This window comes from Aeromonas sp. S9(2024) (assembly GCF_041403185.1).
Classification (GTDB): domain Bacteria; phylum Pseudomonadota; class Gammaproteobacteria; order Enterobacterales; family Aeromonadaceae; genus Aeromonas; species Aeromonas enteropelogenes.
In genome coordinates this window covers 418483-444876 of sequence record NZ_JBGLRE010000003.1, presented here as the reverse complement: position 1 = coordinate 444876, position 26394 = coordinate 418483, and the positions used below count along the sequence as shown (strand labels likewise).

Annotated in this window: 25 protein-coding genes; 14 read left to right on the top strand and 11 right to left on the bottom strand. The window is 55.0% G+C overall.

The window, feature by feature from the left end; translation table 11 throughout:
- Positions 1–255 precede the first annotated feature (255 nt).
- Complete coding sequence (locus ACB028_RS08210; protein WP_371143976.1) at positions 256–1287, bottom strand: transglutaminase family protein; 1032 nt, start codon at positions 1285–1287, stop codon at positions 256–258.
- 642 nt (positions 1288–1929) lie between these two features.
- Between ACB028_RS08210 and ACB028_RS08205 the strand changes: the two genes are divergently transcribed.
- From ACB028_RS08205 to ACB028_RS08195, 3 genes are all read left to right on the top strand, one after another.
- Positions 1930–2955: an isoaspartyl peptidase/L-asparaginase family protein gene (locus ACB028_RS08205; protein ID WP_042028885.1), complete on the top strand. Its 1026-nt coding sequence runs from the start codon at positions 1930–1932 to the stop codon at positions 2953–2955.
- A 462-nt stretch (positions 2956–3417) separates the two neighbouring features.
- A complete protein-coding gene (locus tag ACB028_RS08200) occupies positions 3418–4317 on the top strand; it encodes a DMT family transporter (RefSeq protein WP_371143975.1) in 900 nt (299 codons plus the stop codon).
- Between the two features lie 424 nt (positions 4318–4741).
- Positions 4742–5653, top strand: coding sequence for a hypothetical protein (locus ACB028_RS08195; RefSeq protein WP_371143974.1), 912 nt, complete (start codon positions 4742–4744; stop codon positions 5651–5653).
- Between the two features lie 153 nt (positions 5654–5806).
- On the opposite strand, the gene sucD is transcribed toward ACB028_RS08195, so the two are convergent.
- The 8 genes from sucD to sdhC all read right to left on the bottom strand — a co-directional run bounded on the left by sucD (position 5807) and on the right by sdhC (position 15324).
- A complete protein-coding gene (gene sucD, locus ACB028_RS08190; RefSeq protein ID WP_042028888.1) occupies positions 5807–6679 on the bottom strand; it encodes a succinate--CoA ligase subunit alpha in 873 nt (290 codons plus the stop codon).
- Entirely contained in the window at positions 6679–7845 is a 1167-nt protein-coding gene (sucC, locus tag ACB028_RS08185) for an ADP-forming succinate--CoA ligase subunit beta (protein WP_042071523.1), read from the bottom strand. The genes sucD and sucC overlap by 1 nt, the downstream gene beginning before the upstream one ends.
- Before the next feature lie 109 nt (positions 7846–7954).
- Positions 7955–9145: a 2-oxoglutarate dehydrogenase complex dihydrolipoyllysine-residue succinyltransferase gene (odhB, locus tag ACB028_RS08180; protein WP_026458437.1), complete on the bottom strand. Its 1191-nt coding sequence runs from the start codon at positions 9143–9145 to the stop codon at positions 7955–7957.
- A 37-nt stretch (positions 9146–9182) separates the two neighbouring features.
- Positions 9183–11990: a 2-oxoglutarate dehydrogenase E1 component gene (gene sucA / locus ACB028_RS08175; protein WP_371143973.1), complete on the bottom strand. Its 2808-nt coding sequence runs from the start codon at positions 11988–11990 to the stop codon at positions 9183–9185.
- Positions 11991–12106: 116 nt separating this feature from the next.
- Positions 12107–12823: a succinate dehydrogenase iron-sulfur subunit gene (locus tag ACB028_RS08170; protein ID WP_026456531.1), complete on the bottom strand. Its 717-nt coding sequence runs from the start codon at positions 12821–12823 to the stop codon at positions 12107–12109.
- A 17-nt stretch (positions 12824–12840) separates the two neighbouring features.
- Positions 12841–14607, bottom strand: coding sequence for a succinate dehydrogenase flavoprotein subunit (gene sdhA, locus ACB028_RS08165; RefSeq protein ID WP_026456530.1), 1767 nt, complete (start codon positions 14605–14607; stop codon positions 12841–12843).
- A gap of 1 nt (position 14608) precedes the next feature.
- A complete protein-coding gene (sdhD, locus tag ACB028_RS08160) occupies positions 14609–14953 on the bottom strand; it encodes a succinate dehydrogenase, hydrophobic membrane anchor protein (protein WP_026456529.1) in 345 nt (114 codons plus the stop codon).
- The gene (gene sdhC / locus ACB028_RS08155) at positions 14947–15324 is read right to left on the bottom strand and encodes a succinate dehydrogenase cytochrome b556 subunit (protein ID WP_026456528.1); all 378 of its coding nucleotides are present in this window, start codon (positions 15322–15324) and stop codon (positions 14947–14949) included. Before sdhC ends, sdhD begins: the two co-directional genes overlap by 7 nt.
- A 64-nt stretch (positions 15325–15388) precedes the next feature.
- Between sdhC and ACB028_RS08150 the strand changes: the two genes are divergently transcribed.
- From ACB028_RS08150 to ACB028_RS08140, 3 genes are all read left to right on the top strand, one after another.
- Positions 15389–15604, top strand: coding sequence for a hypothetical protein (locus ACB028_RS08150; protein ID WP_124240398.1), 216 nt, complete (start codon positions 15389–15391; stop codon positions 15602–15604).
- A gap of 153 nt (positions 15605–15757) precedes the next feature.
- The gene (locus ACB028_RS08145; RefSeq protein WP_042028895.1) at positions 15758–17044 is read left to right on the top strand and encodes a citrate synthase; all 1287 of its coding nucleotides are present in this window, start codon (positions 15758–15760) and stop codon (positions 17042–17044) included.
- A gap of 92 nt (positions 17045–17136) precedes the next feature.
- Positions 17137–17463: a DUF4377 domain-containing protein gene (locus tag ACB028_RS08140; protein WP_042028897.1), complete on the top strand. Its 327-nt coding sequence runs from the start codon at positions 17137–17139 to the stop codon at positions 17461–17463.
- Positions 17464–17558: 95 nt separating this feature from the next.
- On the opposite strand, the gene ACB028_RS08135 is transcribed toward ACB028_RS08140, so the two are convergent.
- Positions 17559–18032: a GNAT family N-acetyltransferase gene (locus ACB028_RS08135; protein ID WP_371143972.1), complete on the bottom strand. Its 474-nt coding sequence runs from the start codon at positions 18030–18032 to the stop codon at positions 17559–17561.
- Between the two features lie 99 nt (positions 18033–18131).
- Positions 18132–18977 (bottom strand): DUF5718 family protein, encoded by an 846-nt coding sequence (locus ACB028_RS08130; protein WP_342012462.1) that lies wholly within the window; start codon positions 18975–18977, stop codon positions 18132–18134.
- Between the two features lie 351 nt (positions 18978–19328).
- On the opposite strand from ACB028_RS08130, the gene cyaB reads away from it, so the two are divergent.
- From cyaB to ACB028_RS08090, 8 genes are all read left to right on the top strand, one after another.
- Entirely contained in the window at positions 19329–19901 is a 573-nt protein-coding gene (cyaB, locus tag ACB028_RS08125; RefSeq protein WP_342012463.1) for a class IV adenylate cyclase, read from the top strand.
- On the top strand, positions 19898–20290 hold the full coding sequence (locus ACB028_RS08120; protein WP_342012464.1) for an NUDIX domain-containing protein: 393 nt from the start codon (positions 19898–19900) through the stop codon (positions 20288–20290). Before cyaB ends, ACB028_RS08120 begins: the two co-directional genes overlap by 4 nt.
- A 160-nt stretch (positions 20291–20450) precedes the next feature.
- Positions 20451–20957 (top strand): GNAT family N-acetyltransferase, encoded by a 507-nt coding sequence (locus ACB028_RS08115; RefSeq protein WP_342012465.1) that lies wholly within the window; start codon positions 20451–20453, stop codon positions 20955–20957.
- 14 nt (positions 20958–20971) lie between these two features.
- Positions 20972–21178, top strand: coding sequence for a hypothetical protein (locus ACB028_RS08110; protein WP_342012466.1), 207 nt, complete (start codon positions 20972–20974; stop codon positions 21176–21178).
- 38 nt (positions 21179–21216) lie between these two features.
- Positions 21217–22191 carry a LacI family DNA-binding transcriptional regulator gene (locus ACB028_RS08105; RefSeq protein WP_371143971.1) on the top strand — a complete coding sequence of 325 codons (975 nt, stop codon included), beginning with the start codon at positions 21217–21219 and terminating at the stop codon, positions 22189–22191.
- 432 nt (positions 22192–22623) lie between these two features.
- Positions 22624–23874, top strand: a complete 1251-nt coding sequence (locus ACB028_RS08100) for an extracellular solute-binding protein (RefSeq protein ID WP_371143970.1) — start codon at positions 22624–22626, stop codon at positions 23872–23874.
- On the top strand, positions 23871–24974 hold the full coding sequence (locus tag ACB028_RS08095; RefSeq protein ID WP_371143969.1) for a carbohydrate ABC transporter permease: 1104 nt from the start codon (positions 23871–23873) through the stop codon (positions 24972–24974). Before ACB028_RS08100 ends, ACB028_RS08095 begins: the two co-directional genes overlap by 4 nt.
- On the top strand, positions 24967–26382 hold the full coding sequence (locus ACB028_RS08090; RefSeq protein ID WP_371143968.1) for a carbohydrate ABC transporter permease: 1416 nt from the start codon (positions 24967–24969) through the stop codon (positions 26380–26382). Before ACB028_RS08095 ends, ACB028_RS08090 begins: the two co-directional genes overlap by 8 nt.
- The last annotated feature ends 12 nt before the right edge of the window (positions 26383–26394 follow it).

Genomic DNA, 26394 nt, shown 5'->3' with positions numbered 1-26394 from the left:
AGCCTGGCTAATATCCGCACTGATGCTTGTTTGTCAGACGCTATCTCAGCTTCGATGTGGCCAAGGCCAAAGGTGGAATTTTTCCGTATTTCATAAATTCAGTGTCTGAAAATCTCTCGAACAAATTGAATATAACACCTCGCTAAGCCATGGGGGATTCATCTATCATATCTTCACGCTTGAACAGGTCAATTATTCTATGCAACAAGTACTGAGACTACGAAAAATATATGCGGCGCTAGATGAGCTTTCCCCCTACTCTGTTTCAGTGATCTTGTATTTACTGTCAAGAGAGCCCAACCCGGATGACCAGTACCAATAGCCATATCGTTGGAATAAATCAATATTAAACCGCCCTTTATTCCCGACTACCAAAGAAAAATTGACATCTTTATTTAAAGCTATTCCGTTTGATTCTTTATCCATTTTGCCAAAATAATCCTTGTTAGGATAGATCTGTTTGAATGTGACATCTACAGGTATCCAGCCGATATTCTCGAGATAAAATTCAGACCACACATGGAATGTATTGTCAGCCCGAATAGCCACAACATGTCTGGCGGGAATTTGCTTTATCCTGAGTAACGTAATATATATACTCGACAAGTTTCCACAATCACCACCGCCAGAATCCATAACTTTATTCAAGGGATGTAATCCCGTATTAGCATTTATATAGCTAAAGTTAAGCGGAACATGCTCGTACGCCATTCGAGCATAAGTCAAAATATCTGCTTGACTCTTTTCCCATAGTTTATTTGATATGGCTTGCAGTTTCTTATTTGACAGATTGACATATGGTAAATTATTCCTTGTGTACTTAATAAAATCAGCCCTCTTTTTATTGTATGGCTCTATCTTTTTTATCTTTAGTAGATCATAAAATTGGTCATAGGTTGTCACCTGATAAGATACTGCAGACAATATATTCTCTCCGTTTTTCGGCGAGCTTTTTTCATCATAGACAAAGGATGCGTAACGCAACTCGCCATCATTAATTACCACTCCATTGTTTGTTTGGATATACTTGACATCCTGGACTCTATTTTGCAGTGGTAGCGGTATATTGACTATTAAATCCGATAAGGCAAGACCATTGTTTTTTGTATTTACACTCACTGTTACCGTGTAAGTTCTTGGATTGCTTTTGCTTAAATATGGTTCTTGCGCAAAAACAAAGCTGGAAAATATAAAGATACTAATGAATGTCATTTTTTTCATTCTTCCCTCTCCCCCCAAAATATTGTCCTGCGCCTTGCCAAGAGGCTGACAACGCGCCCCCGTCAATTCAATCGCAATCTCCTCTCCCCAAAGTCGTCGCTATCACATACAAGGTAAAAAAGCAATCGGTATCCACTTGTCACAAGGGCTGGCGTCCCGCTTGCCTACCCTGCTCCCACTCCCCCCATTGGTTGCGCAGCCAATGTTGCTGTCATCCATCATCAATCTTGTTTTGGGCATGACAGACTGGGTGGTATGTGTTGCACACCATCAGGACTTCCAGAAATTGTCGCACAGTGCGTTGCATGACTGTCGTCAATTTCCGGGCGGGCCCAATTTATTCAGTGCCGTATTTTGCCCGCCTGTTTGCTGTTATTTAGGCCTCCCAGCTATACAGGGTCATATTCTTTCCCTTAGCGATCTTAAGGTGCGATACAGGATGGATTGGAGACATGGTTGATTAAATCAGGATATGGGTTCATAAGGGGTGTGGCCCCTTTAAAATATGAGACCGCCTGATCATTATCTTGGTCGTTGTATATCGATAGTGGCTGGCCAGAGTGGCCGTTTTTAGTTTTTATGGGTGAATAAAAGTATACGAGCCACATCTATGAGGAAATAAGGCATACGAGTTACATCATATATCTTGGGTGCACTGCTTTAATTCCATGTTTTCTTTCCAACCAATAAAACATACAAGGATGCGCAATGAAACTTTCGTTACTCACGTCTGCCTTGCTGGCAACCTCCTTATTTTCTGCAGCAACACTGGCTTCCGAGCCACCCATTCGCCTGGTGATCCACGGCGGCGCCGGCACGATTGCCAAAGCGACCATTACGCCGCAACAGGAGGCCGAATACAAAGCCAAATTGGATGAAGCATTGCAGGCGGGTTACAAAGTGCTGGAAAGCGGTGGCGCCAGTCTGGAGGCGGTGCAGCGGGCCATCAACGTGATGGAAGACTCGCCGCTGTTTAATGCCGGTAAAGGCGCTGTCTTTACCCATGATGGTCGCAACGAGCTGGATGCATCCATCATGGATGGTAAAACCTTGGCGGCAGGCGCGGTGGCTGGCGTGACCACCATTAAAAATCCGATCAATGCCGCTTATACCGTCATGACGCGCAGCCCCCATGTGTTGATGGTGTCCAAAGGCGCAGAGGTATTCCTGAAGCAAGAAGGGTTGGAGACGGTTGATCCCGCCTATTTCCGCACTGACTATCGCTGGCAGCAATTGCAAGAGGCCATTAAAAAAGAGCAGGTGGTGCTGGATCACGATGGCAAATCGGCTTACACCTACGATCCGCTGATGTATGACTACAAATTTGGAACCGTGGGAGCCGTCGCCCTGGATAAAGAAGGCAATCTGGCGGCGGGTACATCGACCGGCGGCATGACCAACAAACGTTATGGCCGGGTTGGCGATTCTCCGCTAATTGGAGCAGGCACCTACGCGGACAACAATACGGTGGCCGTATCAGCCACAGGGAGTGGCGAGAAGTTTATCCGCACCGCAACGGCGTACAATATCGCCTCACAGGTGAAATACAACAAAGCCCCTCTGGCAACAGCGGCAGCCAATGCGCTCAATGAAGTGAAAGCCATTGATGGCAGTGGCGGAGTCATTGTGCTGGATGCCAAAGGCAACTACACCATGCTCTTTAATACGGTCGGCATGTATCGTGGTGCGATTGGCAACGATGGCAAAAAAGAGATTGCGCTGTTTGGGGAGTGATTTGGTTATCACACCTTGAGAGTGACTTGCGGACACAGTGCTATCTCAAAGTTCGCAGGTCATTCACTGTCAAAAAGTGAGAACCTCACGGTTTTCGATGCATGCTAACGATACAGGCTGATCCAAGAACCCCTGCCCCGCTATGCCGATAGACAGGCGTTTATCACAACCATAAAGCGTGCCGACCTGATGGTCGGCATTTGTCGCTCTGGTCTCATTATCAGGGATAATAATAAGTCAATGAACTCGTTTCGCATCACGTCACTATTGGTCGCCATCGACTATTTAATTATCTGCCGTCTCTTCGTGCCCGGAAAATAGCGATTCCGGTTTCCGATCATTGTCACAGCTAACCACAGACTATCACAACTTGTCACAATATTGAGATTGACCTTGGAGTATAGCCAAAGGTTTAGCCTTCTCTCTGCATTTTAAATAATTCATATAGAGGGCAGGCATTATATGAAGAAAACGTTATTTATTTCTGTCTGTTTGATCTGGGGCACCACCTGGCTTGCGATGGCCATTGCGGGACAATCTATCCCCTCGTTAACGGCTACCGCACTGCGTTTTATGGTGATGTCTCCCTTGTTGATACTTATCGCGCGCAAGGATAATGTGCCACCGCTGTTTCCTAGGGGGAAGCGGCATTATATGCCGATCGTAGCCCTCTTCTATTTTGCCATTCCGTTCTGGTTTATGCTAGAGGGAGAAAAATATATTTCATCGGGTCTTGCTGCCATTATTTTCAGCTATATGCCGATCGCCATCATGCTGCTCTCGTATTTCATCACAAAGCAGCATTTCAGCCTGCGCCAGATCCTGGCCCTGCTGGTAACCTTGTTGAGCCTCGCCAGTATTATCTCGATAGAGTCGGATATCTCGGGTAGCAACTATCTCGTTGGCATTGTGCTGCTCACAGGGGCCGTGCTGCTGCATGCAATCATCTATATATTGAAGCAACACCGACTTGGCCATATTCATGTGCTCACCTTTAGCGCCATCCCCAGCGGGATTGCCTCCCTCTTGTTGCTAATAGCCGGTTTGGTGACAGAACCTTTGGTACTCGCCGATATGCAGCTCTCCTCCCTGCTCGCCGTCCTTTATCTTGGCAGCATCGCAGGGGTCGGGGGGATAGTCGCCTATTTCAGGCTCAATGCCCTGGCCTCCCCATTCAAGGCCTCGCTCTGCTTTCTGATTTTTCCGGTAATTGCCGTGGCGCTGGAGGCAGTGGTCACCGGACGCAGCCTCTCCCCCTATTCCCTGCTTTTTATCCTGCCGCTGGCTGGCGGCATCTACCAGTTGATCAAACCCAAACGTGAAAACCCCAAGACCATCAGCGTAAAACAAGGGGCAAACTGACTATCAGGCGGAGCATGATATTACTCACCTCAAGCCTCAAGCGTCCGATTACGCTCCGCAATTCGAACCGACGCGCCTATTCGACCCACGAGTTGTCACTCAGGGCGATAGCGTAACTTGTAGGTTGGCGCAGAGCGTAGCGAAGCCCAACAGACGAGCATTATTGCGCCAAGCAGAGCGGGATAAACAAGGATGTGGCTAAGCCGTAAAACAGATTTACAGGTATATTTCACGGTAAACGTTGGGCTTCACTTCGTGAAGCACCAACCTACCATTTTTAGCCCAACATACGAGATATAGATTAAATGTGGAGGATAAAAATAGATATAATTTCAATTAGTAGTTATAATATTTATAGCGTTTCGAACATTTGCGATATTTTCATACAATCTCCCATACGATTTAAAAACATAGGAAATTAAAGATGTCAATTCATGGAGAAGGAAGGTTTGAAGCGAAAATATATTTAGACCATCATTATCCACCTATCCAATGGAATATTGTTAGGGGTATGTTTTGTACCCCTAACTGTTTAGAAGAAAGCAAAAAAAATGCTTTACTCTCTATATCTATGGCATCAATGTTGTTGAATGACACAGCTGAACGTCTGATTAGTGAGCTATCGCTAGAAGAAATAAGAAAAAAACATTACCCAGATAATGTTTCACGTATTTATGGTGTTTTTGTTTTTGATGATCAACGCAGTTTTGAAAAAATAAGAAAAAATAATGATTGGGGGGCGTATTTTAAAGATGAATATCTAGCGGACGTTGGTGTTGCGGCAAATAAGTCCAGCAGATTAGATTCAAATTGGATCTCTGAAATTTTTGACAGCAAAGGAAAACTATTTACAGATTGGGAAAGTGCTGCACATAACTATTGGCAAGGAATACCACATCCAGATAAAGAGCCTATTTGGGAACGCATTATCGAGGGATATGTAACCATCTGGTCTATGGATAGTAAGATGAAGGCATTAAAAGAAATTCAATCTATCTGGCCACAGTCATTGAATATTCTTAGATATGCAGTTTTATGTGCTGGTTATGGCTCCTCTGATGGCCAAATTTTTCCTATTTTGTCGACAAGTGAAGGTAAGCTCAAGCTATCATATTATCTTCGCCTCGCTCATAGAGGTGACGATACGTTCATAACACGATTGAATGATTTTATTAAAGACAATCCTAAATTCAATTGCGGACTTCACTGTGAAGGGGAAGAACTTTTACCCGATCTCAGTGGTTTTTCAAAAGAAATAACTCCAGATTCAAGTGGTGGTTTTGGTGATATGGCTAAACATATAATGACTCTCAGACAGCTATACCAATCTCCATAAGATCTCTTATCTTGGGCTTCGATGGTTCAGCGCCAACCAATAAAACAGTAATGATGTTAGTTGGCGCTAAACGAAGTGAAGCCCAACGTTTAAACGCCATAAAAAAGCCGCCCTAAGGCGGCATTTTTATTAGAGATAACGGGCGATAAGGAATTACCAGCCGGTTACTTCACGCAGGGCTTTGCCGATATCGGCCAGGGAGCGCACGGTTTTGACACCAGCATCTTCCAGAGCGGCAAACTTCTCGGCGGCGGTACCCTTGCCACCGGAGATGATGGCGCCGGCGTGGCCCATGCGCTTGCCGGGAGGCGCGGTGACACCCGCGATATAGGAGACCACCGGCTTGGTGACGTGGGCCTTGATATAGGCGGCCGCGTCTTCCTCGGCGTTACCGCCGATCTCGCCGATCATCACGATAGCTTCGGTCTGCGGGTCATTCTGGAACATCTCCAGGATGTCGATAAAGTTGGAGCCCGGGATGGGGTCGCCACCGATACCGACGCAGGTGGACTGGCCAAAACCTTCGTCAGTGGTCTGCTTGACCGCTTCGTAGGTCAGGGTGCCGGAGCGCGACACGATGCCCACCTTGCCCGGCTTGTGGATGTGGCCAGGCATGATGCCGATCTTGCACTCGCCCGGGGTGATGACGCCGGGGCAGTTCGGGCCGATCATGCGCACGCCGGTTTCCTGCAGCTTCACTTTCACGTCCAGCATGTCCAGGGTCGGGATACCTTCGGTGATGGTGACGATCAGCTTGATGCCGGCGTCGATGGCTTCCAGGATGGCGTCCTTGCAGAACGGAGCCGGCACATAGATGACGGAAGCGGTGGCGCCGGTGGCTTCCACGGCGTCACGAACGGTGTTGAACACCGGCAGGCCCAGATGGGTGGTGCCACCCTTGCCCGGGGAGACGCCGCCAACCATCTGGGTACCGTAAGCGATGGCCTGTTCGGAGTGGAAGGTACCCTGACCGCCGGTAAAGCCCTGGCAGATCACCTTGGTATCTTTGTTGATCAGAACGCTCATCAGTTGGCCTCCGCTGCTTTGACGACTTGCTGCGCGGCATCGGTCAGACTCTTGGCCGCAATGATGTTGAGGCCGCTCTCGGCCAGCTTGATACCACCCAGCTCGGCGTTGTTACCCTCCAGGCGCACTACCACGGGGACCTTGACCCCCACTTCCTTCACGGCGCCGATGATGCCTTCGGCGATCATGTCACAGCGCACGATGCCGCCGAAGATGTTGACCAGTACGGCTTTGACGTTGCTGTCGGAGAGGATGATCTTGAACGCTTCGGTCACGCGCTCCTTGGTGGCGCCACCGCCCACGTCCAGGAAGTTGGCGGGAGAGCCGCCGTGCAGGTTGACGATGTCCATGGTACCCATGGCCAGACCCGCGCCGTTGACCATGCAGCCGATGTTGCCATCGAGGGCCACATAGTTCAGCTCCCACTGGGCGGCGTGTGCTTCGCGGGGGTCATCCTGAGACGGATCGTGCATCTCGCGCAGCTTGGGCTGGCGATAGAGGGCGTTGGCGTCGATGTTGATCTTGCCGTCCAGGCAATGCAGGTTACCCTTGTCGGTGATGACCAGGGGGTTGATTTCCAGCAATGCGAAGTCGCAATCCAGGAACATCTGGCCCAGGCCCATGAAGATCTTGGTGAACTGCTTGATCTGATCGCCGACCAGACCGAGTTTGAAGGCCAGTTCGCGAGCCTGGTAGGGCTGCGGGCCCACCAGGGGATCCAGGGTGGCCTTGTGAATGAGTTCCGGGGTCTCGTGGGCGACTTTTTCAATCTCCACGCCACCCTCGGTAGAGGCCATGAAGACCACGCGGCGGCTGCCACGATCGACCACGGCGCCGAGATACAGCTCCTTGGCGATGTCGGTGCAGGACTCCACCAGGATCTTGGTGACCGGCTGGCCGTTGGCGTCGGTCTGGTAGGTCACCAGGTTCTTGCCAAGCCACTGCTGGGCGAAGGCACGGATCTCGTCCTTGCTCTTGGCGAGCTTGACGCCGCCCGCCTTGCCACGGCCACCGGCGTGGACCTGGCACTTGACGACCCAGGTGTTGCCGCCAATCTTGTCGGCCGCTTCGGCCGCTTCCTGCGGGGTAGCACAGGCATAACCTTCGGAGACCGGCAGGCCATACTCGGCAAACAGCTGTTTTGCCTGATATTCATGCAGATTCATAGATGCTCTATCCGTGTTGTAGGTATTTCCGTCCGGGGCAGAGGTTTCTCAATCCCCTGTATGGGGGGCCTCAAGGGCCCCTTGTTATCTTTCTTACGCTCGGGTTGACTCAGACGTCCAGCAGCAGACGGGTCGGGTCTTCCAGCAGCTCCTTGACGGAGACCAGGAAGCCGACTGACTCGCGGCCGTCGATGAGACGGTGATCGTAGGAGAGCGCCAGGTACATCATCGGCAGGATCTCGACCTTGCCGTCGACGGCCATGGGGCGGTCCTGGATCTTGTGCATGCCCAGAATGGCGCTCTGGGGCGGGTTGATGATCGGGGTGGACATCAGGGAGCCGAACACACCACCGTTGGTGATGGTGAAGTTGCCGCCAGTCAGCTCGTCGACGGTCAGCTTGCCGTCGCGGCCCTTGCCAGCCAGATCCTTGATGGCCTTCTCGATGTCGGCAAGGCTCATGCTGTCGCAGTCGCGCAGCACCGGGGTCACCAGACCACGGGGGGTGGAGACGGCGATGCTCACATCGAAGTAGTTGTGGTAGACGATGTCGTCACCATCCAGCCCGGCATTCACTTCCGGATAGCGCTTGAGGGACTCTACTACCGCCTTGACGTAGAAGGACATGAAGCCGAGCTTGATGCCGTGCTTCTTCTCGAAGATCTCGCCGTACTGCTTGCGCAGCTTCATGATGGGCGCCATGTTGATCTCGTTGAAGGTAGTCAGCATGGCGGTGGTGTTCTTGGCCTCCAGCAGACGCTCGGCGATGCGCTTGCGCAGACGGGTCATGGGCACGCGCTTCTCGCTGCGACCGGCCAGGGTCGCCACAGGTGCGGCCGGCGCCGCAGCGGCGACCGGGGCAGCGGCAGCCGCCTTGCTCAGCCCCTTGATGTAGGCTTCCACGTCTTCCTTGGTGATGCGACCACCCTTGCCGGTGCCGGACAGCTTGGCGACATCGATGTCGTGCTCGCCGATCAGGCGGCGCACGGAGGGGCTCAAGCCCTCTACGGCGTCATCGGCCACCACTTCCACCGGCTTCTCGGCAGTCTCTTCACCGGCCACGGGTGCCGGCTTGAGCATGGCGATCAGCTGGCGGGAGAGTACGGTCGCCCCTTCCGCTTCCAGAATATCCCCCAGCACACCGGCTTGCGGTGCCGGCACTTCCAGCACCACCTTGTCGGTTTCGATGTCAACCAGCACTTCATCACGGGCAACCAGATCACCGGGCTTCTTGTGCCAGGTGGCGATGGTGGCATCTGCCACTGATTCCGGCAGGTCCGGTACCTTGATCTCGATAGTCATCTAATCAGTTCCTTTTTACTTCTATGCCAGAGGCTTATTACAGGGTAAGGGCATCTTCCACCAAGGCTTTCTGCTGCTTGGCGTGGACGGACATGTAACCGACGGCCGGTGAGGCCGAGGCCGGGCGACCGGCATAACGCAGACGGGCATGGCTTGGCAGCACGCTGTCGTAGTGATGACGGGTGCAGTACCAGGCGCCCTGGTTCTGCGGCTCTTCCTGACACCAGACAAAATCGGTGACATGGCTGTAGTCGGCCAGGATGGCGCGCACTTCCTCTTCCGGGAAGGGGTAGAGCTGCTCAATGCGCACCAGGGCCACGTCCTGCTGCTCCGCCTTGCGACGGGCATCGAGCAGGTCGTAGTAAACCTTGCCGGAGCAGAACACCACGCGCTTGACCCCTTTCGGATCCAGCGCATCGATCTCGCCGATGGCGTTCTGGAAGGTGCCTTCGGCCAGCTCTTCGAGCTTGCTCACCGCCAGCGGGTGGCGCAGCAGGGATTTGGGCGTCATCACGATGAGCGGACGGCGCATCGGGCGCACCACCTGGCGGCGCAGCATGTGGAACACCTGAGCCGGGGTAGACGGCACGCACACCTGCATGTTGTGCTGGGCACACATCTGCAGATAGCGCTCGAGACGGGCGGAGGAGTGCTCCGGGCCCTGGCCCTCGTAACCGTGGGGCAGCAGCATGGTCAGACCGCACATCCGCCCCCACTTCTGCTCGCCGGAAGAGAGGAACTGGTCGACCACGACCTGGGCACAGTTGGCAAAATCGCCGAACTGGGCTTCCCAAATGGTGAGACCGGCCGGCTCGGCGCTGGCGTAGCCATATTCAAATGCAAGCACCGCGTTTTCGGTCAGTACGGAGTCGTAAATCTCGAACGGCCCTTGCTCGTCGTGCAAGTTGCACAGCGGGGTATAGGTACTGGCATCGGTCTGGTTATGCAGCACTGCGTGGCGGTGGAAGAAGGTGCCACGGCCGGAGTCTTCCCCGGTGAAGCGGATGCGGGAGCCCTTGTCCACCAGGGTGGCGTAGGCCAGGGTCTCGGCAAAGCCCCAGTCCAGCAGCTTCTCGCCGGCGGCCATCAGGCGACGATCTTCGTAAATCTTCTCGACCTGGCGCTGCAGCACATGGGTCGCCGGATACTGGCTCACCCGCTCGCCGAGGGCCTTCAAGTGATCCATCGGCACTGTACTGTCATAGGGCATATTCCAGTCGTGACCGAGGTAGGGCGTCCAGTCGACAGAGTGCAGCTCCATCGGGCGCCACTCCTTGCTCACCCGCTCGCCCCGATCCAGGGTGTCGCGGTAGTCGTTGACCAGGGTAGTGGCCAGCTCCTGGGTGATGCTCCCTTCCGCCACCAGCTGATCGGCGTAGATCTTGCGCGGGGTCGGATGCTGCTTGATCTTCTGGTACATCAAGGGCTGGGTCGCGCTCGGCTCGTCGGCCTCGTTGTGGCCGTGACGACGGTAGCAGACCAGCTCGATCACCACGTCGCGCTTGAAGGTGTTGCGATAATCCAGGGCAATCTGGGTCACCAGTACCACGGCTTCCGGATCGTCCCCGTTGACGTGCAGTACGGGGGCCTGAACGGCCTTGGCGATGTCGGTGCAATATTCGGTGGAGCGTAGGTCGCGGTGATAGGAGGTGGTGAAGCCTACCTGGTTGTTGATGACGATGCGCACTGTCCCGCCCACGCCATAGGCACGGGTCTGGGACATGTTGAAGGTCTCGGCCACCACGCCCTGACCGGCCATGGCGGAGTCACCGTGGATGGTGATGGGCAGCACGCTCGAGCCATCCTTGTCACCACGGCGATCCATACGAGCACGCACGGAGCCGATGACCACGGGGTTGACGATCTCGAGGTGAGACGGGTTGAAGGCGAGCGCCAGGTGGACGTTCCCACCCGGAGTGGCGAAGTCGGACGAGAAGCCCATGTGGTACTTCACATCGCCCGTGCCCCAGGATTCACCGTGCTTGCCGGCAAACTCGTCGAACAGTTCCTGGGCACGTTTGCCCAGCACGTTGATGAGTACGTTCAGGCGACCACGGTGGGCCATGCCGATGACGGCCTCTTTGCAGCCCTGCTCACCGGCGCGGCGGATCAATTCTTTGAGCATGGGCACCATGGCATCGCCCCCTTCCAGGGAGAAACGCTTGGCACCGGGGAACTTGGCCCCCAGGTATTTTTCCAGCCCCTCGGCGGCGGTCAGGCTCTCGAGGAAGCGGGTCTTCTCTTCGAGGGTGTAGCTCCCCGTCCCTTCGATGGATTCGAGACGCTGTTGCAGCCAGCGTTTCTCTTCGGTCGAAGTGAGGTGCATGTAGTCGGCGCCTATGCTGCCGCAGTAGGTCTTCTTCAGCGAGGCGTAGAGATCGGAGAGCACCATGGTCTCGGGACCGATGGCGTAGGAGCCCACGTTGAAGGTGGCCTCCATGTCTGCGCCCTGCAGGTTGTGGAAGGCCGGATCCAGTTCGGCAACGGGATCGCGCTGCCACAGACCCAGGGGGTCGAGGTTGGCGTTCTGGTGACCGCGGAAACGGAAGGCGTTGATCAGTTGCAGCACCCGCACCTGCTTCGCATCCACCTGGGGATCGGAGACGGGGGCACTGAAACGGGAAGCGTCCTTGGCCAGACGACGGAAATAATCGCGGACCTGGGAGTGGGGTTGTTCAACCGCATGGCCATTGACTTGCGGCAGGTCCTGGAACAGGCTGCGCCACTCATCGGATACGGATTCGGGGTTTTCCAAGAAGGACTCGTACAAATCCTCAATATAGCTTGCATTCGCACCAGCCAGGTGAGATGACTCCAACCAGGCCTTCATCACGCCGTTATGCATTTCTATCCCTTGTACTTCTTGTTACTGCGTAGCAGCTTGTAGGGTTTAAATAGCCATCCCTTACACGGTCAGGATGGCTATCCAGAAGTCGGGCCAGTGCTTGGCTGGCCCGGATACTAAACAGCCCGATTGAGCAACATCGACTTGATCTGACCGATGGCCTTGGTCGGATTCAAGCCTTTGGGACAGACGTTCACGCAGTTCATGATGCCGTGGCAGCGGAACACGCTGAAGGCGTCGTCCAGATTACCCAGTCGCTCGGTGGTCGCGGTGTCGCGGCTGTCTGCCAGCCAGCGGTAGGCTGCAAGCAACCCGGCCGGACCGATGAACTTGTCGGGATTCCACCAGAAGGAGGGGCAAGAGGTGGAGCAGCAGGCACAGAGTATGCACTCGTACAGGCCGTCCAGCTTGGCGCGCTCTTCGGGGGATTGCAGGTGCTCACGCACGGGCGGCAACTTGTCATCGTTGATGAGGAAGGGTTTGACCTTCTCCCACTGGGTGTAGAACTGGGTCATGTCGATCACCAGATCACGGATCACCGGCAGGCCGGGCAAGGGGCGGATGACCACCGTATTGCCCTTCTTCAGCAGATCGGAGAGCGGGGTGATGCAGGCAAGACCGTTCTTGCCATTCATGTTGATGCCATCAGATCCACAGACCCCTTCGCGGCAGGAGCGGCGGAAGGCCAGCGTGGGATCCAGCTCCTTGAGCTGGATCAGTGCATCGAGCACCATCATGTCGGAACCTTCAGGAATATCAAGACGATATTCCTTCATATGAGGGACGTTATCAACATCCGGATTGTATCTGTAGACAGAGAAAGTGACGTTCATCTTGTTTGGCTCCGCAATCAGTAAGTCCGCACCTTGGGTGGGAATGCCTCACGGGTTTTCGGAGACATGTTGACAGCGCGACGGGTCATGGACTCGGTGTCCGGATGATAGAGGCTGTGGCACAGCCAGTTCTCATCGTCGCGATCCGGGAAGTCGAAGCGGCAGTGGGCGCCACGGCTCTCGGTACGGAAGTTGGCCGCCACCGCAGTGGCAAACGCCGTCTCCATCAGGTTGTCCAGCTCCAGGCACTCGATGCGCTGGGTGTTGAACTCCCTGGAGGTGTCGTCCAGACGGGCTGACTTGAGGCGCTCGCGGATCACTTTAAGCTCGGCAAGGCCTTCGGCCATGGCCTCCCCTTCGCGGAACACGGAGAAGTTGTTCTGCATGCAGCGCTGCAGGTCTTTGCGGATCTGCACCGGATCTTCGCCGCTGCGAGTATTTTCCCAACGGTTGAAGCGAGCCAGGGCGGCATCGAGATCAGACTCGGACGCCTCGCGACCGTGCTCCATCTCACCCAGAGTGTTGACCAGGTGCATGCCGGCGGCACGACCGAACACCACCAGATCCAGCAGGGAGTTGCCGCCCAGACGGTTGGCGCCGTGCACGGAGACGCAGGCAATTTCGCCCACCGCAAACAGACCGACTACCGGCACATCGTTGCCGTTCTTGTCCTGGGTCAGGCACTGGCCATTCACGTTGGTCGGCACGCCGCCCATCATGTAGTGGCAGGTCGGGATGATGGGGATCGGCTCCTTGACCGGATCCACGTGGGCGAAGGTGCGGGAGAGCTCGCAGATGCCCGGCAGACGGGATTCGAGTACGTCCTTGCCCAGGTGATCCAGCTTGAGCTTGATGTGCGGGCCCCAGGGACCGTCACAGCCACGGCCTTCGCGGATCTCGATCATGATGGAACGGGCCACCACGTCGCGACCGGCCAGATCCTTGGCGTTCGGCGCATAACGCTCCATGAAGCGCTCGCCGTCCTTGTTCAGCAGATAGCCGCCTTCACCACGGCACCCTTCGGTCACCAGTACCCCTGCCCCGGCGATGCCGGTGGGGTGGAACTGCCACATCTCCATGTCCTGCACGCCGACCCCGGCACGCAGGGCCATGCCGACGCCGTCACCGGTATTGATGTGGGCGTTGGTGGTGGACTGGTAGATGCGACCGGCGCCGCCGGTGGCCAGCACGGTGGCCTTGGCCTTGAAGTAGACGACCTCGCCGCTCTCCATGTCGATGGCGGTACAACCCACCACGTGGCCGTCCTGGTTCTTCACCAGATCCAGCGCATACCACTCGGAGAAGACGGTGGTCTTGTTCTTGACGTTTTGCTGGTACAGGGTGTGCAGCAGGGCGTGGCCGGTACGGTCGGCAGCCGCCGCGGTACGGGCGGCCTGCTCGCCACCGAAATTCTTGGACTGACCACCAAACGGACGCTGGTAGACCCGGCCGTTGTCGAAGCGGGAGAAGGGCAGACCCATGTTCTCCAGCTCATAGATGGCTTCCGGGCCGGTCTTGCACATGTATTCGATCGCTTCCTGGTCACCGATATAGTCGGAACCCTTGACGGTGTCATACATGTGCCACTGCCAGTTGTCGTCATGGGCATTGCCCAGGGCAACCGTGATCCCGCCCTGGGCGGAAACGGTGTGGGAACGGGTTGGAAAAACCTTGGATAACAGAGCGCAGCTCTTGCCGGATTGGGCAATCTGCAGCGCGGCGCGCATGCCGGCACCACCGGCACCAATCACGACCGCATCAAATTCACGAGTTGGAATAGTCACCTTACACACCCCACAGCACGACGAAACCCGTCATCAGATAGACAAACAGCACCACCACCAGCACGAATTGCAGCGCACCGCGCAGCCCCACTGGCTTGATATAGTCAGTCAGCACCTGCCACAGACCGATCCAGGCATGGATCAGCACACACAGCAGGGTCAACAGGGTGAAAACCTTGGTGAAGGTGTTGGCGAAAAAGCCGGTCCACACCTCGTAGGTAATGTCATTGAAGGCGACAAAGCCCACCAGGTAGAGGACATAACAGGTCATGATGAGGGCGGTGGCGCGGATCAGGATGTAATCGTGAACGCCGCTGCGCCCGAAGGTTGCAGAATTGGTTACCATACCAGTACTCCCGCCAATACTGCCAAAACCGCGGTGATCACGAAGGCCACACGGGCGCTCTGATTACCGGATTCCAGCTCTTCCCAATAGCCCATATCCATGACCAGGTGACGCAGGCCGCCCACTATGTGGTATGCCAGCGCAGTCAGGATCCCCCACAGCACGAGCTTGACCAGGAAGTTGTCCGTGATGGCAACCACTGTTTCAAACCCTTCGGGAGAGGCGAGTGAAGTACCAAGCATCCACAGCAAGATGCCCAGTGCAACAAAGGTGATAACCCCTGATACACGGTGCAGGATGGATGCAATGGCAGTGACAGGAAAGCTGATCGTCTGTAGGTCGAGGTTGACCGGTCTCTGTTTATTTTTCACGCTTGCCCACTCAGCTCCATTGAGCACGTTAGTTATTGTTTTAACTCACTCCTGAGGGCACGGGATGGTGATTGTTGGTTATTTGTTACCAAAACACTCTGAAAAAGCCAAAAATCGTGTTTTCGGTTTCACATCAGGCTTTGCCAAAGCGTTTCAAACACCAGCAGCCATGACCCACGTGGCGCAGTATATCGATGGGCTTAACCGAAGACAATCAAATAGCTACAAAGAAAACCAAAAGCGCAAACCGGATCGCATATTTAATTTAACAATTCCGTAATGGCCATTCAGCTAAATTGACATTGATAGGGAACTCTGTTTCAAATAAGGCGCTCCAGCCGGCCTTGGTACGGGTGACAACCTTTGCCAGCGTCATGAAAGTCGTAATAGAGTAGGACTGGAACCAAATTATAAAGAGCAAAGGAGACGTGCTATGGCTGATAAGATAGCCACCCTACACCTGCCCGGAAAAGATCCGGTCGAATTGCCGATCCTCTCCGGCACAGTCGGTCCGGATGTGATTGATGTCAGAAAATTGGGTGCTCAAGGGTATTTCACCTTTGACCCCGGCTTTATGGCTACCGGTTCTTGCAAATCTGCCATTACCTACATTGACGGGGATCAGGGTGTCTTGCTGCACCGTGGTTTCCCCATTGCCCAGTTGGCCAAAGAGTCCAACTACCTCGAAGTCTGCTACATACTGCTGTACGGCGAAGCGCCCACCAAGGCCCAGTTCGCCGACTTCCAGCGTACCGTGACCCGCCATACCATGGTGCACGAGCAGATCGCCTTCTTCTTCCGCGGCTTCCGTCGTGACTCCCACCCCATGGCCATCATGTGCGGTGTGGTCGGCGCCCTGTCCTCCTTCTATCACGATGCTCTCGACATCAACAACGAGCAGCACCGCGAGATCTGCGCCTTCCGTCTGCTCTCCAAGATGCCGACCCTGGCCGCCATGTGCTACAAGTACTCCATTGGCCAGCCGTTCATGCAGCCGCGCAATGCCCTCTCCTACGCCGGCAACTTCCTGCACATGATGTTTGGTGTGCCGACCGAGGAGTACAAGGTCAACCCCGTGGTCGAGCGCGCCATGGATCGCATCTTCACCCTGCACGCTGATCACGAGCAGAACGCCTCTACCTCTACCGTTCGTCTGGCTGGTTCCTCCGGTGCCAACCCGTTTGCCTGTATCGCGGCCGGTATCGCCTCCCTGTGGGGTCCGGCCCACGGTGGCGCCAACGAGGCCTGTCTCAAGATGCTCGAAGAGATCGGCTCCGTGGATCGCATCCCCGAGTTCATTGCCAAGGCCAAAGACAAGAACGATCCGTTCCGTCTGATGGGCTTCGGTCACCGGGTCTACAAGAACCACGACCCCCGTGCCACCGTGATGCGCGAGACCTGCCACGAAGTACTGACCGAGCTGCAGATCAAGGATCCGCTGCTGGACGTGGCCATGGAGCTGGAGCGCATCGCGCTGTCCGACCCCTACTTCATCGAGAAGAAGCTCTACCCGAACGTGGACTTCTACTCCGGCATCATCATGAAGGCGATCGGCATCCCGATGAGCATGTTCACCGTGATCTTCGCCATCTCCCGTACCATCGGCTGGATTGCCCACTGGAACGAGATGCACTCGGATGATGATCAGAAGATCGGTCGCCCGCGTCAGCTCTATACCGGTCATCCGCAGCGGGAATTCGTCCCCATCGACCAGCGTTAAGGCGCCCGTCGACACGACTTGTTACAAAGGCGGTCATTGACCGCCTTTTTGTTTGCCGTTCTAATGCCCCTTTCGATTTGAAGGAGTCCGTCATGAAACCCCTGTTCCTCGGTGCCACTGCCGCCCTGTTGCTCTCTGCCTGCCAGAGCGCCCCAGCTCCCTCCCAGGGCGAGACACTCTACGTCAACAGCCAGCTGGTGCACTGTGTCGGGGTCGGCCCGATGAAGTGCATGCAGGTGCGCAGCGACGAGCAACAACCCTGGACTCTCTTCTATCAGCAAATTGAAGGCTTCCAGTTCGAGCCGGGCTATCGCTACCAGCTCACCGTCAGCAAGGAGCGGCTCACCAATGTGCCGGCCGATGCCCCATCTCTGCGCTATCAGCTGATCGAGGTGGTCAGCAAGGTAGCCAGCAAATAAGGATTGCCGGCAACGCTGGCAACCATCCGTGTAAAAAAACGCGGAGGGTATCGCTACCCTCCCCGTTTTTGTTTCCAAAAACCTGTCAACAAGCCTTACTTGGGCAATGCACCTTGTTTCTCCACATCCACCTGTTTGATGACAAACCCCCGCTCGATCCCGGCCTTGAAGCCGAGCTTCTCATAGAGCCGGTGAGCGCCCTCGCGCCCCTCCCCCGACAGCAGCATCACCTTGTAGCAATCCTGCTCCCAGGCGATGGCCAGCGCCTGTTCCAGTACCCTCTGGCTCAGGCCACGGCGGCGAAAGCGGGCCGCCGTGATCACATGCTCTATGATGCCAAACGGTCTGGCCCCATTGGTCAGCGTCGGGACCATCCCCAGCTGGCAAGTGGCGGCCAGCTCCCCGTCCACCTCGGCCACGATGAGCCGCACCCGGGGATCTGCCAACAGCGCCTCCAGGGCCGTGCGCGCCCCTTCGCCACTCAGGGGAGGATCGTGGGGACGCAGCTCCCGATAAAGATCCAGCAAGCCTGCCAGATCGTCCGTGGTACAACCCCTGATGTTCACCATGCTCCAGCTCCTTTCCGGTAAGCGACAGGTCATGTCAGACAGCGCCCGTCAGGCCCGCGCAAGCGTAACAGGGGAGATCGCCTACAAGGCGCGCCCGGATCAGCGGCTCCTGACTGCCTGCAGCAATACCGACATGTCGGGGGCAAACTGGCGGGAGCGGATCGCGTCACGAATATCGGCCTCACCGTAACGGCTGCCCGGGTAGACCAACACGCAGGCGGTGTCACCGGGCTGGAGGAAGTGGGTCTCGCCAAACGGCGTATAGCGGGTGGCCCCTATGCTGATGAGCGCATGGGACGGGCGGCCCGCCTGGGCCAGCAGCCCCTGGATATGCTCGGCCGGCCCCTCATCCTGCTGATGATTGAACTTGTCGATGGCCCACTCCAGCAACCGGCCGTGGAAATAGCTGTAATCCACCGCCGCGCTGTCGACGCCATAAGCGTGCAGCTCGCCGTCCCGCTCCAGATAGCAGGCGATGCGGTAGTCATCGAGCTCGCAGCCGGCCGCAAAACCGGAAAGGGGCAACAGTCTGGCCGCCAGCCCCTTGCTCTCTGCTCCCCAGTTCTTCTTCTCGCTGATCTTTTTGGCGTTGGGGCGACGAATGGAGCAGTCGTTGTAGGCTCCAAAGGCACGGGGATGGATCGCCACCACCTGATCTCCGGCGTACTCCAGCTCGCACCAGAGCGCCACTTCGGGCTCAATCTGCACCTTCTCGTCACCGGTGATCGCCGCCTGTGGCAGAAAGATGGCATCGCCGCTCAAGGGGAAGACCCCCAGCTGACCCGGATGACCCGGCACATAGAAGGGAAACAGCGCCTTGGGTGCGCTGGTATCGCGCACCACCACGGCCACGAAATCCGAGGCCTCACCAGCCTGCTCCAGGTGACCGGCGAAGTTACCCGCCACCCCCAATCCGATAAAGTTGTTCTGTGCTGTTATCTGCATTCTTTCACCTGCATATGTCAACGCAGCGTCGCCGTCACACTCGGGTCGGCTACCGCCAAAGTGGCAGGGATTAAACCACAGGGCTCCGCCTGCGCCCAGCCTGCCGGCCCCATCCTGTGCACCAGCGCGACTTTTTACGCCCGCATCCACTCCTTTGCCAAGAGACGCGCCTGCAGTGACTCTCCAGCGCGCCATCCCCTTTCATTGACAAAACTCCGGATACTCTCATCGAAACAGGCTCCGTCACCGGAAACAGCGTGTTTCTGCATTCCGTTCGCCAACCCCTTGGGCCGGTCGGCCAACTTTGCTAGGCTGCCTGTCATTCATGTTCTAATCGGCAGGAACCCCTTGATGTCACAGGCACATTTTCAGGGCCGCTTCGAAGTCGAGTTCAAATACCGGCTGGCAGACAGCGACGCCTTTCGCGCGGCGCTGGCGGCCCTCACCCCGCAGGTGATGGTGGAAGATAACCGGGAGCGGGACAGCTATTTCGATACGCCAGAGCACACCCTGGCCGCACAGGGCAAGAGCCTGGTGATCCGTACCATGCAGCCCTCCGGCATCCGCCTCTGGATAGTGAAAGGGCCCGAGCCGGATCGCTGCGAGGCGGTCAACATCACCGACACCGACAAGGCCGTCAGCATGTTGCATACCCTGGGCTACCGGCAGGTGTTGAACATTGAAAAACGGCGCAGCATCTATTTTGTCGGCCCCTTCCACGTCACCCTGGATCATCTGGAAGGACTCGGTGACTTCGCCGAGCTGGCCATCATGACCGATGACGAGACCGCACTGCCCGAATATCGCCAGCAGTTGCAGGCGCTGGCGACACAACTCGGCCTCTCCCCTGCCCAGCTGGAACACAGCTCCTATCGCACATTGTGCGAACAAGTCACCACTCAACCGGAGAACACATTGCCATGATCGACAAACTCGCCTGGTTGACCTTCAAGGAGGGTCAGCTGCTTTGCGCCCGTTCCCACGGCAAATCCATCTACTACATCCCGGGCGGCAAGCGCGAACCGGGAGAGAGCGATGAAGCGGCGCTTGTTCGCGAAATTGAAGAGGAGCTGGCCGTCACCCTGCAACCGGACACATTGCGCTTTGCCTGCGAGTTCAGTGCCCAGGCCGACGGCAAGCCGGCCGGGGTCGAAGTCAGGCTACGCTGCTACACGGGCGAGGCCAGGGGCACCCCCACGGCATCGGCCGAAATCGCCGAGTTGCGCTGGCTCGACAGCCGCCACCTTGATGAGATCTCCCCCGTCTCCCGCCTGCTGTTTACCTGGCTGGCCGAGCAACATTTGATCCGCTGACAGCGTTTTACCGCGCGCCAACGCCCGAGAATGGGCGACGCGACACAGACCCGGAAAATAGCACCAAGGCATGGCGCCGATGGCTGATGCCAAACGGCGCCAGTTATGGATATGACCCGACGCGAGCCTGCAGGCTTGCCCCTTTTGACAAGGACGTGACATGAATATCGTTGAACTGGACAGCACGACAGGATCTGCCCCTGCCCTCATCACTTTGCTGCAAGATTGCGTGGCCAGCGGCGCCTCGGTGGGATTCCTGCCTCCCCTGAGTGAGGCACAGGGACACGCCTATTGGCAAGGGGTTGAGGAGGAGCTGGCGGCAGGCAAGCGCAAGTTGTGGGTTGCCCTCGAGGAAGGCCAGCCGGTCGGCGCCATCCAGCTGGCGCTTTGCAGCAAGGAGAACGGCCGGCACAGGGCCGAGGTGGAAAAGCTGATGGTGCACACCCATGCCCGTGGCAAGGGCATCGGCCGCGCCCTGATGCACACCATGGAACAAGGCGCCCGCGAGGCCAAGCGCAGTCTGCTGGTGCTCGATACCCGGGTCGGGGATGTGGCATCCCGCCTCTATCGCCAGTTGGGCTACCAGGAGGCGGGCCAGATCCCGGACTTTGCCCTCAGTGCCGACGGCAGCCTGGCGGCAACCCTCTTTTTCTACAAGTCACTCTGATCTTCCCTGCCGATATGGCAAATGTCCTTGCCGGTGAAGGGCATTTGCCATTGGATATCCCCCACTTTATCGGCCTGATGGTGCCAATGGCGCTGTATCTCAATAGGGAGCAAAAAGATGGCTTTCCCTGCAAATATTCAGAAGAGCATGGGGATGTGCAGATCGCCGCTCCGCAATTTGCCCGTCTGCCGCTGTTTACCATTGAAAATTTTTCGCTTTAAATGGCGCTCAAGTAAACCTTTCTGATGAGGGGGGAGCGTTGGCCAAAAACAGCTGTGACGTGAAGCCGAAAAAAACCACATTGCATGATGTGGCCAAGGTGGCTGGCGTATCGATCGCAACCATCAGTCGGGCACTGAACAACAAACCCGGGATCAGCGCAGAAAACCGCCAGAAGGTACTGGCGGTATGCCGGGAGCTGGGATTGCACCCGCCGAGCAAAAAGGCGCCAACCAATATCCCCTTGATGAGCATTGCACTCTCGCTTGGTCCCCATGAGGCCAAGTCCTCTCGCTATCTGGGAATGCTCTGGCCGGCACTTGCCACTGCCATCGATCACCTCAAATACCGTCTGGTACCAATCAGCTTTGAGGGGGAAAACCTTCCCGAAGTGGATGTGGTGGTCTTGCTCGGTATCACCCCTTGTGACCCTCGCATCTCGGCTTGCCGCCGACATCACCAGCCCTATGTCTGCATCGGTATGTCAGAAGGCTCATTTTGGGTGGCCCCCGATGACTTTCATGGCAGTCGCGCCGCCACTTCGCACCTAATAGGCAAAGGTCTCACGCACATTGGCTTTGTCACACCGACAACCTGTGGTGGCGGCTATCAACTCCGATATCAGGGCTACCTCTCCGTGATGGCCGGCCATGAATTGCCGATCCGCGAGTTGTGTACTGGCGCACTCCCTGTCGTGGACATCGCGGCCTATCGCCACTTCATGCAACTGCCAACCACACAATTGGAAACATATCAGGGGTTTGTCTGTGCCTGCGATGAGACTGCGATCGGCGTGATCACCGCCTTGCAAGATCGCGGGTATGGGGTGCCAAAGCAGTTTGCCGTGGTTGGTTATGATGGTTTACCTGGACTGGCTGACGAACTGACGACCATTGAGCAGGATATGACCAAACTGGCTGAACGGACGGCGGCACTTATCGATTTGGCCATTGCAGGGGAACCGCCGGTTGGCGCCCTGGTATCCGTCACCTTCAAACAGGGACAAACCAGCTAGTCACCAGGCTGAGCCCAGCGCCTCCCCCAACTCTGATCTCGGCTGCATCTGAAGCAAGCTGGCTTCACGCCATTCACCTTGCTCATCCAATCCGTTGCAGATACGGATCACTGGAGCCATCCCGTCCTCTTCCTACCGACTTGTTACCGGCTTGCCGCCATATTTCTCTGGATGGCCGAGTGAACTCTCACTCACCAGCAAGGCTGCCATGCATAACCTCATCGGCAGGGACGAAAACGGCATGAATCGCATTTTAGAGTGATTGGCGTCGCATATTTTTGCGTAAAAAAACGAAAATAAATTTTATGGGATCCTGACAAGGTAAAAACCATCTCCCTGCTGGCATCGTTGACGTAATAAAAGGAGATTTTTACGTCATGACCTGTTTCTCGACTATGTTTCTCAATTTTTCAAATCAGGGAGGCGGTGAGAATGAACAAGTCAACGTTGGGGTCGCTGTTACTATCATGCTGGACCGCCTTGCCAATAGCGGCAAATACCACTGAGGTGACCATTGCCGGATGGGGTGGTAACGATGTCGTGGTTGTCAACAAATTAGTCAGTGAAGTCATGGTCGATGAACTCAAACGCGCAGGTATCACGGTCAAATATCTGCCTATTGAAGGCGACTTCTCTCAATATATTATCAACTCACTATCGGCCAATACGGCACCGGATGCATTTTATATTGATACGGTATTTGCCACGCCACTGATCAATTCTGGCAAGGTCGCTGCAATCGGCCCCTCACTCAAAATACTGTCCGAATCTATTATTCCAAACTTGAACCAGGCCTTCAGCGCAGGGAAACTGTACGGTATCGCCAAAGACTTCAACACCCTTGCCTTGCTATACAACAAAGATGTCTTTGATGATGCCAAAGTAGCCTATCCCACGGATGACGATAATTGGGATCAGTTACGTGAAAAATTACTTGCCGTCCAGGCCGCACTAGGAACAGAAGTATCAGGCATCTGTATTATTCCTGATTATAACCGCTTCGCCCCTTTTGCCTTGGCAACAGGTTGGAAACCTTTCAATGAAAAAGGCAAAACCATTCTGGATGCCAATTTCGAACGGGCCTTTACGTTTTATACTGGTTTGGTAACCAAAGATAAGGTTGGCATTTTATCAACCGACCTGGGGCAAATCTGGAGCGGTGGCTGTTTCGCTACTGAAAAAACGGCCATTACCTTTGAAGGCAACTGGATCAGTGGTTATCTCCGTGACAATGCGAACAACCTCCTCTATGGCACCACCCTGATGCCAAAAGACCCGGTCTCAGGTCAGCGCGGCAATCTGCTCTTTAGCGTCGCCTGGGGGCTCAATGCCAACAGCAAAAACATGGCGGCAACTGAAAAAGCGGTGCAAATCCTGACCAGTAAAAAGGCCCAGGAGTGGGTCCTGGATTCAGGTCTGGCCCTACCAAGCCGTCAAGATCTGGCCAACTCGCCTTATTTCTCCAAAACCGACCCATCCAATCAACTCGCCAAAAAAATCTTTGATGGTGCCAGTCGCGGTCATATAGAGCCTTACGCCTTCGATGAGTATGGTTTGGCGTGGTCAACACCCATCAATGAAGCGCTGACGGCCGTACTGTTGGGTCCGATGGAGCCAGCGCAGGCGATTAAAATCGCCCAACAAAAATACGATGCGATGGCTGAAAAAAGGAGCATGAAGTGAATTCGCTCAAACGGAATCAACAGATCTATGGATGGCTTCTGATAGGACCTTTCTTGCTGACACTGGTCATTTTCTTTTTATACGCGCTCATTCGCACCCTCTATTTCAGCTTCACCGAATATGACTTGTTCAATGAAGCAGTCTTGATTGGACTTGCCAACTTCAAAAATCTATTGAGTGATAATCTGTTTTTAACCGCGTTATCAAATACAATCTGGTTTTCATTATTTGTTACTGTTGTACAAACAGTGCTTGCATTGTCTCTTGCCATTTTGGTGAACTACAAGGTTCATGGACAAATCTTTTTCAAGGTCGCTTTCTATTTACCCTGCGTATTATCAAGCGCGGCTGTCACCATTATTTTCATCTGGATATATCAAAAGAAAGGTTTTCTCAACGGACTTATCAGTGACATCTTCAGCTATGCCCCATACATAGTGACCTTCCTCCTCTGTGCGATCATTATTCAGTTGATGCTGGTAATGCGTGATCGCAGACGTGGCTTACCCGCCGGTATATGTGAACCTGCGTGGGCTTTTTTAGCCTGCCTCATTGCGGCTATGGTTACATTAACCCTCGCTGGCTTTGGCCTCATGAGTGAAACGAAACAGATTATTGAAATAAACTGGCTGAACACTCATGAAAAAATCGGACCAATGCCGCTGACCTTGTGGGCGATTGTCATCCAAAATATCTACACGACTATCCCCACTTTCATGTTGCTATTTCTTGCCGGGCTGCAAGGCATTCCTGACGAATTATATGAAGCAGCCTATATCGATGGTGCCAATAAATTTCAACAGCATTGGTACATCACGATTCCACAAATAGCACCTGTGACTTTCGTGGTCATCACCTTCAGTATCATCGGTACCTTGCAGATGTTTGATCAAGTAGCACTGATGGGTACCTCTGCCCCCATTGCCCCCCTCGAATCGCGGATCACCATGGCCTATTACGTCTATCACAATACCTTCCCGCCAGGGGAGACACCGCAAATCGGCATGGCCAGCGCTGCCGCCACGGTATTGGCGCTGCTGACACTGGTCGTGGTCTATTTGCAAAAGACCTTCGGTGTAAAGGAGAAGGTAAATGCCTGATTGGGATGTGGCACAAAACAACGACAAAATCGATGCCGCCAACAGGGCGCAGATTGCCCAATTTCATGCCCGACGTCGTTGGGCCAAGGTCGCTTGGGTCTATGGGATCCTGTTGATGGTCGCGACCTTGATGTTGGGAACCTTCGTGGTGGCCTTCCTCGCCAGCCTCAAAGATGATTCGCTGGAGCAGCCATTTCACTTCAACTTTGCCCAAGTCCAGCCCGCTAACTGGATGGCCGCTTATCAATTGGGAAGAGATGGGGCCCAGGCACCCTTCTTTGGTGGCTTTGCTCCTGGCGCCGACATCAAGTTCACCGTGACCTATGCCGCCAAAATCGGGACACCGTTAACGGAACCTCAAATCGAAGTACCACGCCGCCGCCCTGGCGCCGGCATGGCTGCCGTGACTGCCAAAGATTTTGCCGCCGACTATGCCATCTTCAGTTCGCCACAACTGATAGACAACCAACGCCGAGTCAAATTTATCCAGCGCCGCGGCCAAATAGATACCAGTACAGAGGGCAATAGCAAGACTTGGGCGTTTACTATCAAATATCGGGGTCATGGTCCCGAGATAGCTACCCTCCCCCTGAATATCAGAGCCCCAGTTTCTCAGGTGTTGATCGACAGCACCCTGGCTCCGAGCCGCATGGAACGTCGCGGGCGGATCGCGGTCTGGGATAATGTGGCTCCCGGCGTGATTGGCTATGTATTTCGCTCTTATGTGCGGGTCATCACTGAATCTGTGAGTCTTGATACCGGCAAGAGCCTGTTTATGAGCTGGACCCTCAACTCATTCCTGATTGCGTTCGGGAAAGTGCTGTTGACCCTGTTTTTTGCCTGCACTGCGGGTTATGCCCTGGCTCGTCTCAAATTCACCGGGGCGCGCGCCATATTCGCCTTCATGCTATTGAGCACCATGCTCCCCGGGCAGGTTACTTTCATTTCCAACTACTTGATTTACAACAATATAGGCTTGCTCAACACCCCATGGGCAGTCATCACGGCAGTGGTGGCATCTGTGCAGGTGCTGATAATGAAACAGTTTTTTGAAAGTATTCCAAAAGAGCTTGAAGAGGCCGCAATTATTGATGGTGCGAGTCCCTTTATTATCTTGTGGAAAATTTTTATCCCGCTCGCAAAACCAGCCATATTGGCCGTCACCATTTTAGGATTCCAAGGGGCATGGAATGATTTCTTCTGGCCCCTGGTCGTGATTAACAGTCCGCCAGAAGCCTTTACCCTTCCCGTTGGTTTGCTCAGCCTGCGCAACTCCTATGGTGCAGTGGGTGATTGGGAATCCATTCTTGCGGGAGCATTTCTCTCAACTATTCCCATATTGGTCGTGTTTATCATTTTTCAGCGTCACTTCGTCGGCAACGCAATGTCTTCCGCAGTAAAAGGTTAGGATGAGGATTCT

Bases quoted from the DNA above. Each gene is read 5' to 3' on its own strand.
- ACB028_RS08205 (WP_042028885.1), top strand. From the start codon at position 1,930: ATGAAACTTTCGTTACTCACGTCTGCCTTGCTGGCAACCTCCTTATTT.
- ACB028_RS08140 (WP_042028897.1), top strand. From the start codon at position 17,137: ATGAAACCCCTGTTCCTCGGTGCCACTGCCGCCCTGTTGCTCTCTGCC.
- odhB (WP_026458437.1), bottom strand. From the start codon at position 9,145: ATGACTATCGAGATCAAGGTACCGGACCTGCCGGAATCAGTGGCAGAT.
- cyaB (WP_342012463.1), top strand. From the start codon at position 19,329: ATGTCACAGGCACATTTTCAGGGCCGCTTCGAAGTCGAGTTCAAATAC.
- ACB028_RS08135 (WP_371143972.1), bottom strand. From the start codon at position 18,032: ATGGTGAACATCAGGGGTTGTACCACGGACGATCTGGCAGGCTTGCTG.
- ACB028_RS08120 (WP_342012464.1), top strand. From the start codon at position 19,898: ATGATCGACAAACTCGCCTGGTTGACCTTCAAGGAGGGTCAGCTGCTT.
- ACB028_RS08150 (WP_124240398.1), top strand. From the start codon at position 15,389: ATGGTGATTGTTGGTTATTTGTTACCAAAACACTCTGAAAAAGCCAAA.
- ACB028_RS08200 (WP_371143975.1), top strand. From the start codon at position 3,418: ATGAAGAAAACGTTATTTATTTCTGTCTGTTTGATCTGGGGCACCACC.
- sucC (WP_042071523.1), bottom strand. From the start codon at position 7,845: ATGAATCTGCATGAATATCAGGCAAAACAGCTGTTTGCCGAGTATGGC.
- ACB028_RS08145 (WP_042028895.1), top strand. From the start codon at position 15,758: ATGGCTGATAAGATAGCCACCCTACACCTGCCCGGAAAAGATCCGGTC.
- sucA (WP_371143973.1), bottom strand. From the start codon at position 11,990: ATGCATAACGGCGTGATGAAGGCCTGGTTGGAGTCATCTCACCTGGCT.
- ACB028_RS08100 (WP_371143970.1), top strand. From the start codon at position 22,624: ATGAACAAGTCAACGTTGGGGTCGCTGTTACTATCATGCTGGACCGCC.
- ACB028_RS08115 (WP_342012465.1), top strand. From the start codon at position 20,451: ATGAATATCGTTGAACTGGACAGCACGACAGGATCTGCCCCTGCCCTC.
- ACB028_RS08170 (WP_026456531.1), bottom strand. From the start codon at position 12,823: ATGAACGTCACTTTCTCTGTCTACAGATACAATCCGGATGTTGATAAC.
- ACB028_RS08130 (WP_342012462.1), bottom strand. From the start codon at position 18,977: ATGCAGATAACAGCACAGAACAACTTTATCGGATTGGGGGTGGCGGGT.
- ACB028_RS08110 (WP_342012466.1), top strand. From the start codon at position 20,972: ATGGCAAATGTCCTTGCCGGTGAAGGGCATTTGCCATTGGATATCCCC.
- ACB028_RS08195 (WP_371143974.1), top strand. From the start codon at position 4,742: ATGTCAATTCATGGAGAAGGAAGGTTTGAAGCGAAAATATATTTAGAC.
- sucD (WP_042028888.1), bottom strand. From the start codon at position 6,679: ATGAGCGTTCTGATCAACAAAGATACCAAGGTGATCTGCCAGGGCTTT.
- sdhD (WP_026456529.1), bottom strand. From the start codon at position 14,953: ATGGTAACCAATTCTGCAACCTTCGGGCGCAGCGGCGTTCACGATTAC.
- ACB028_RS08090 (WP_371143968.1), top strand. From the start codon at position 24,967: ATGCCTGATTGGGATGTGGCACAAAACAACGACAAAATCGATGCCGCC.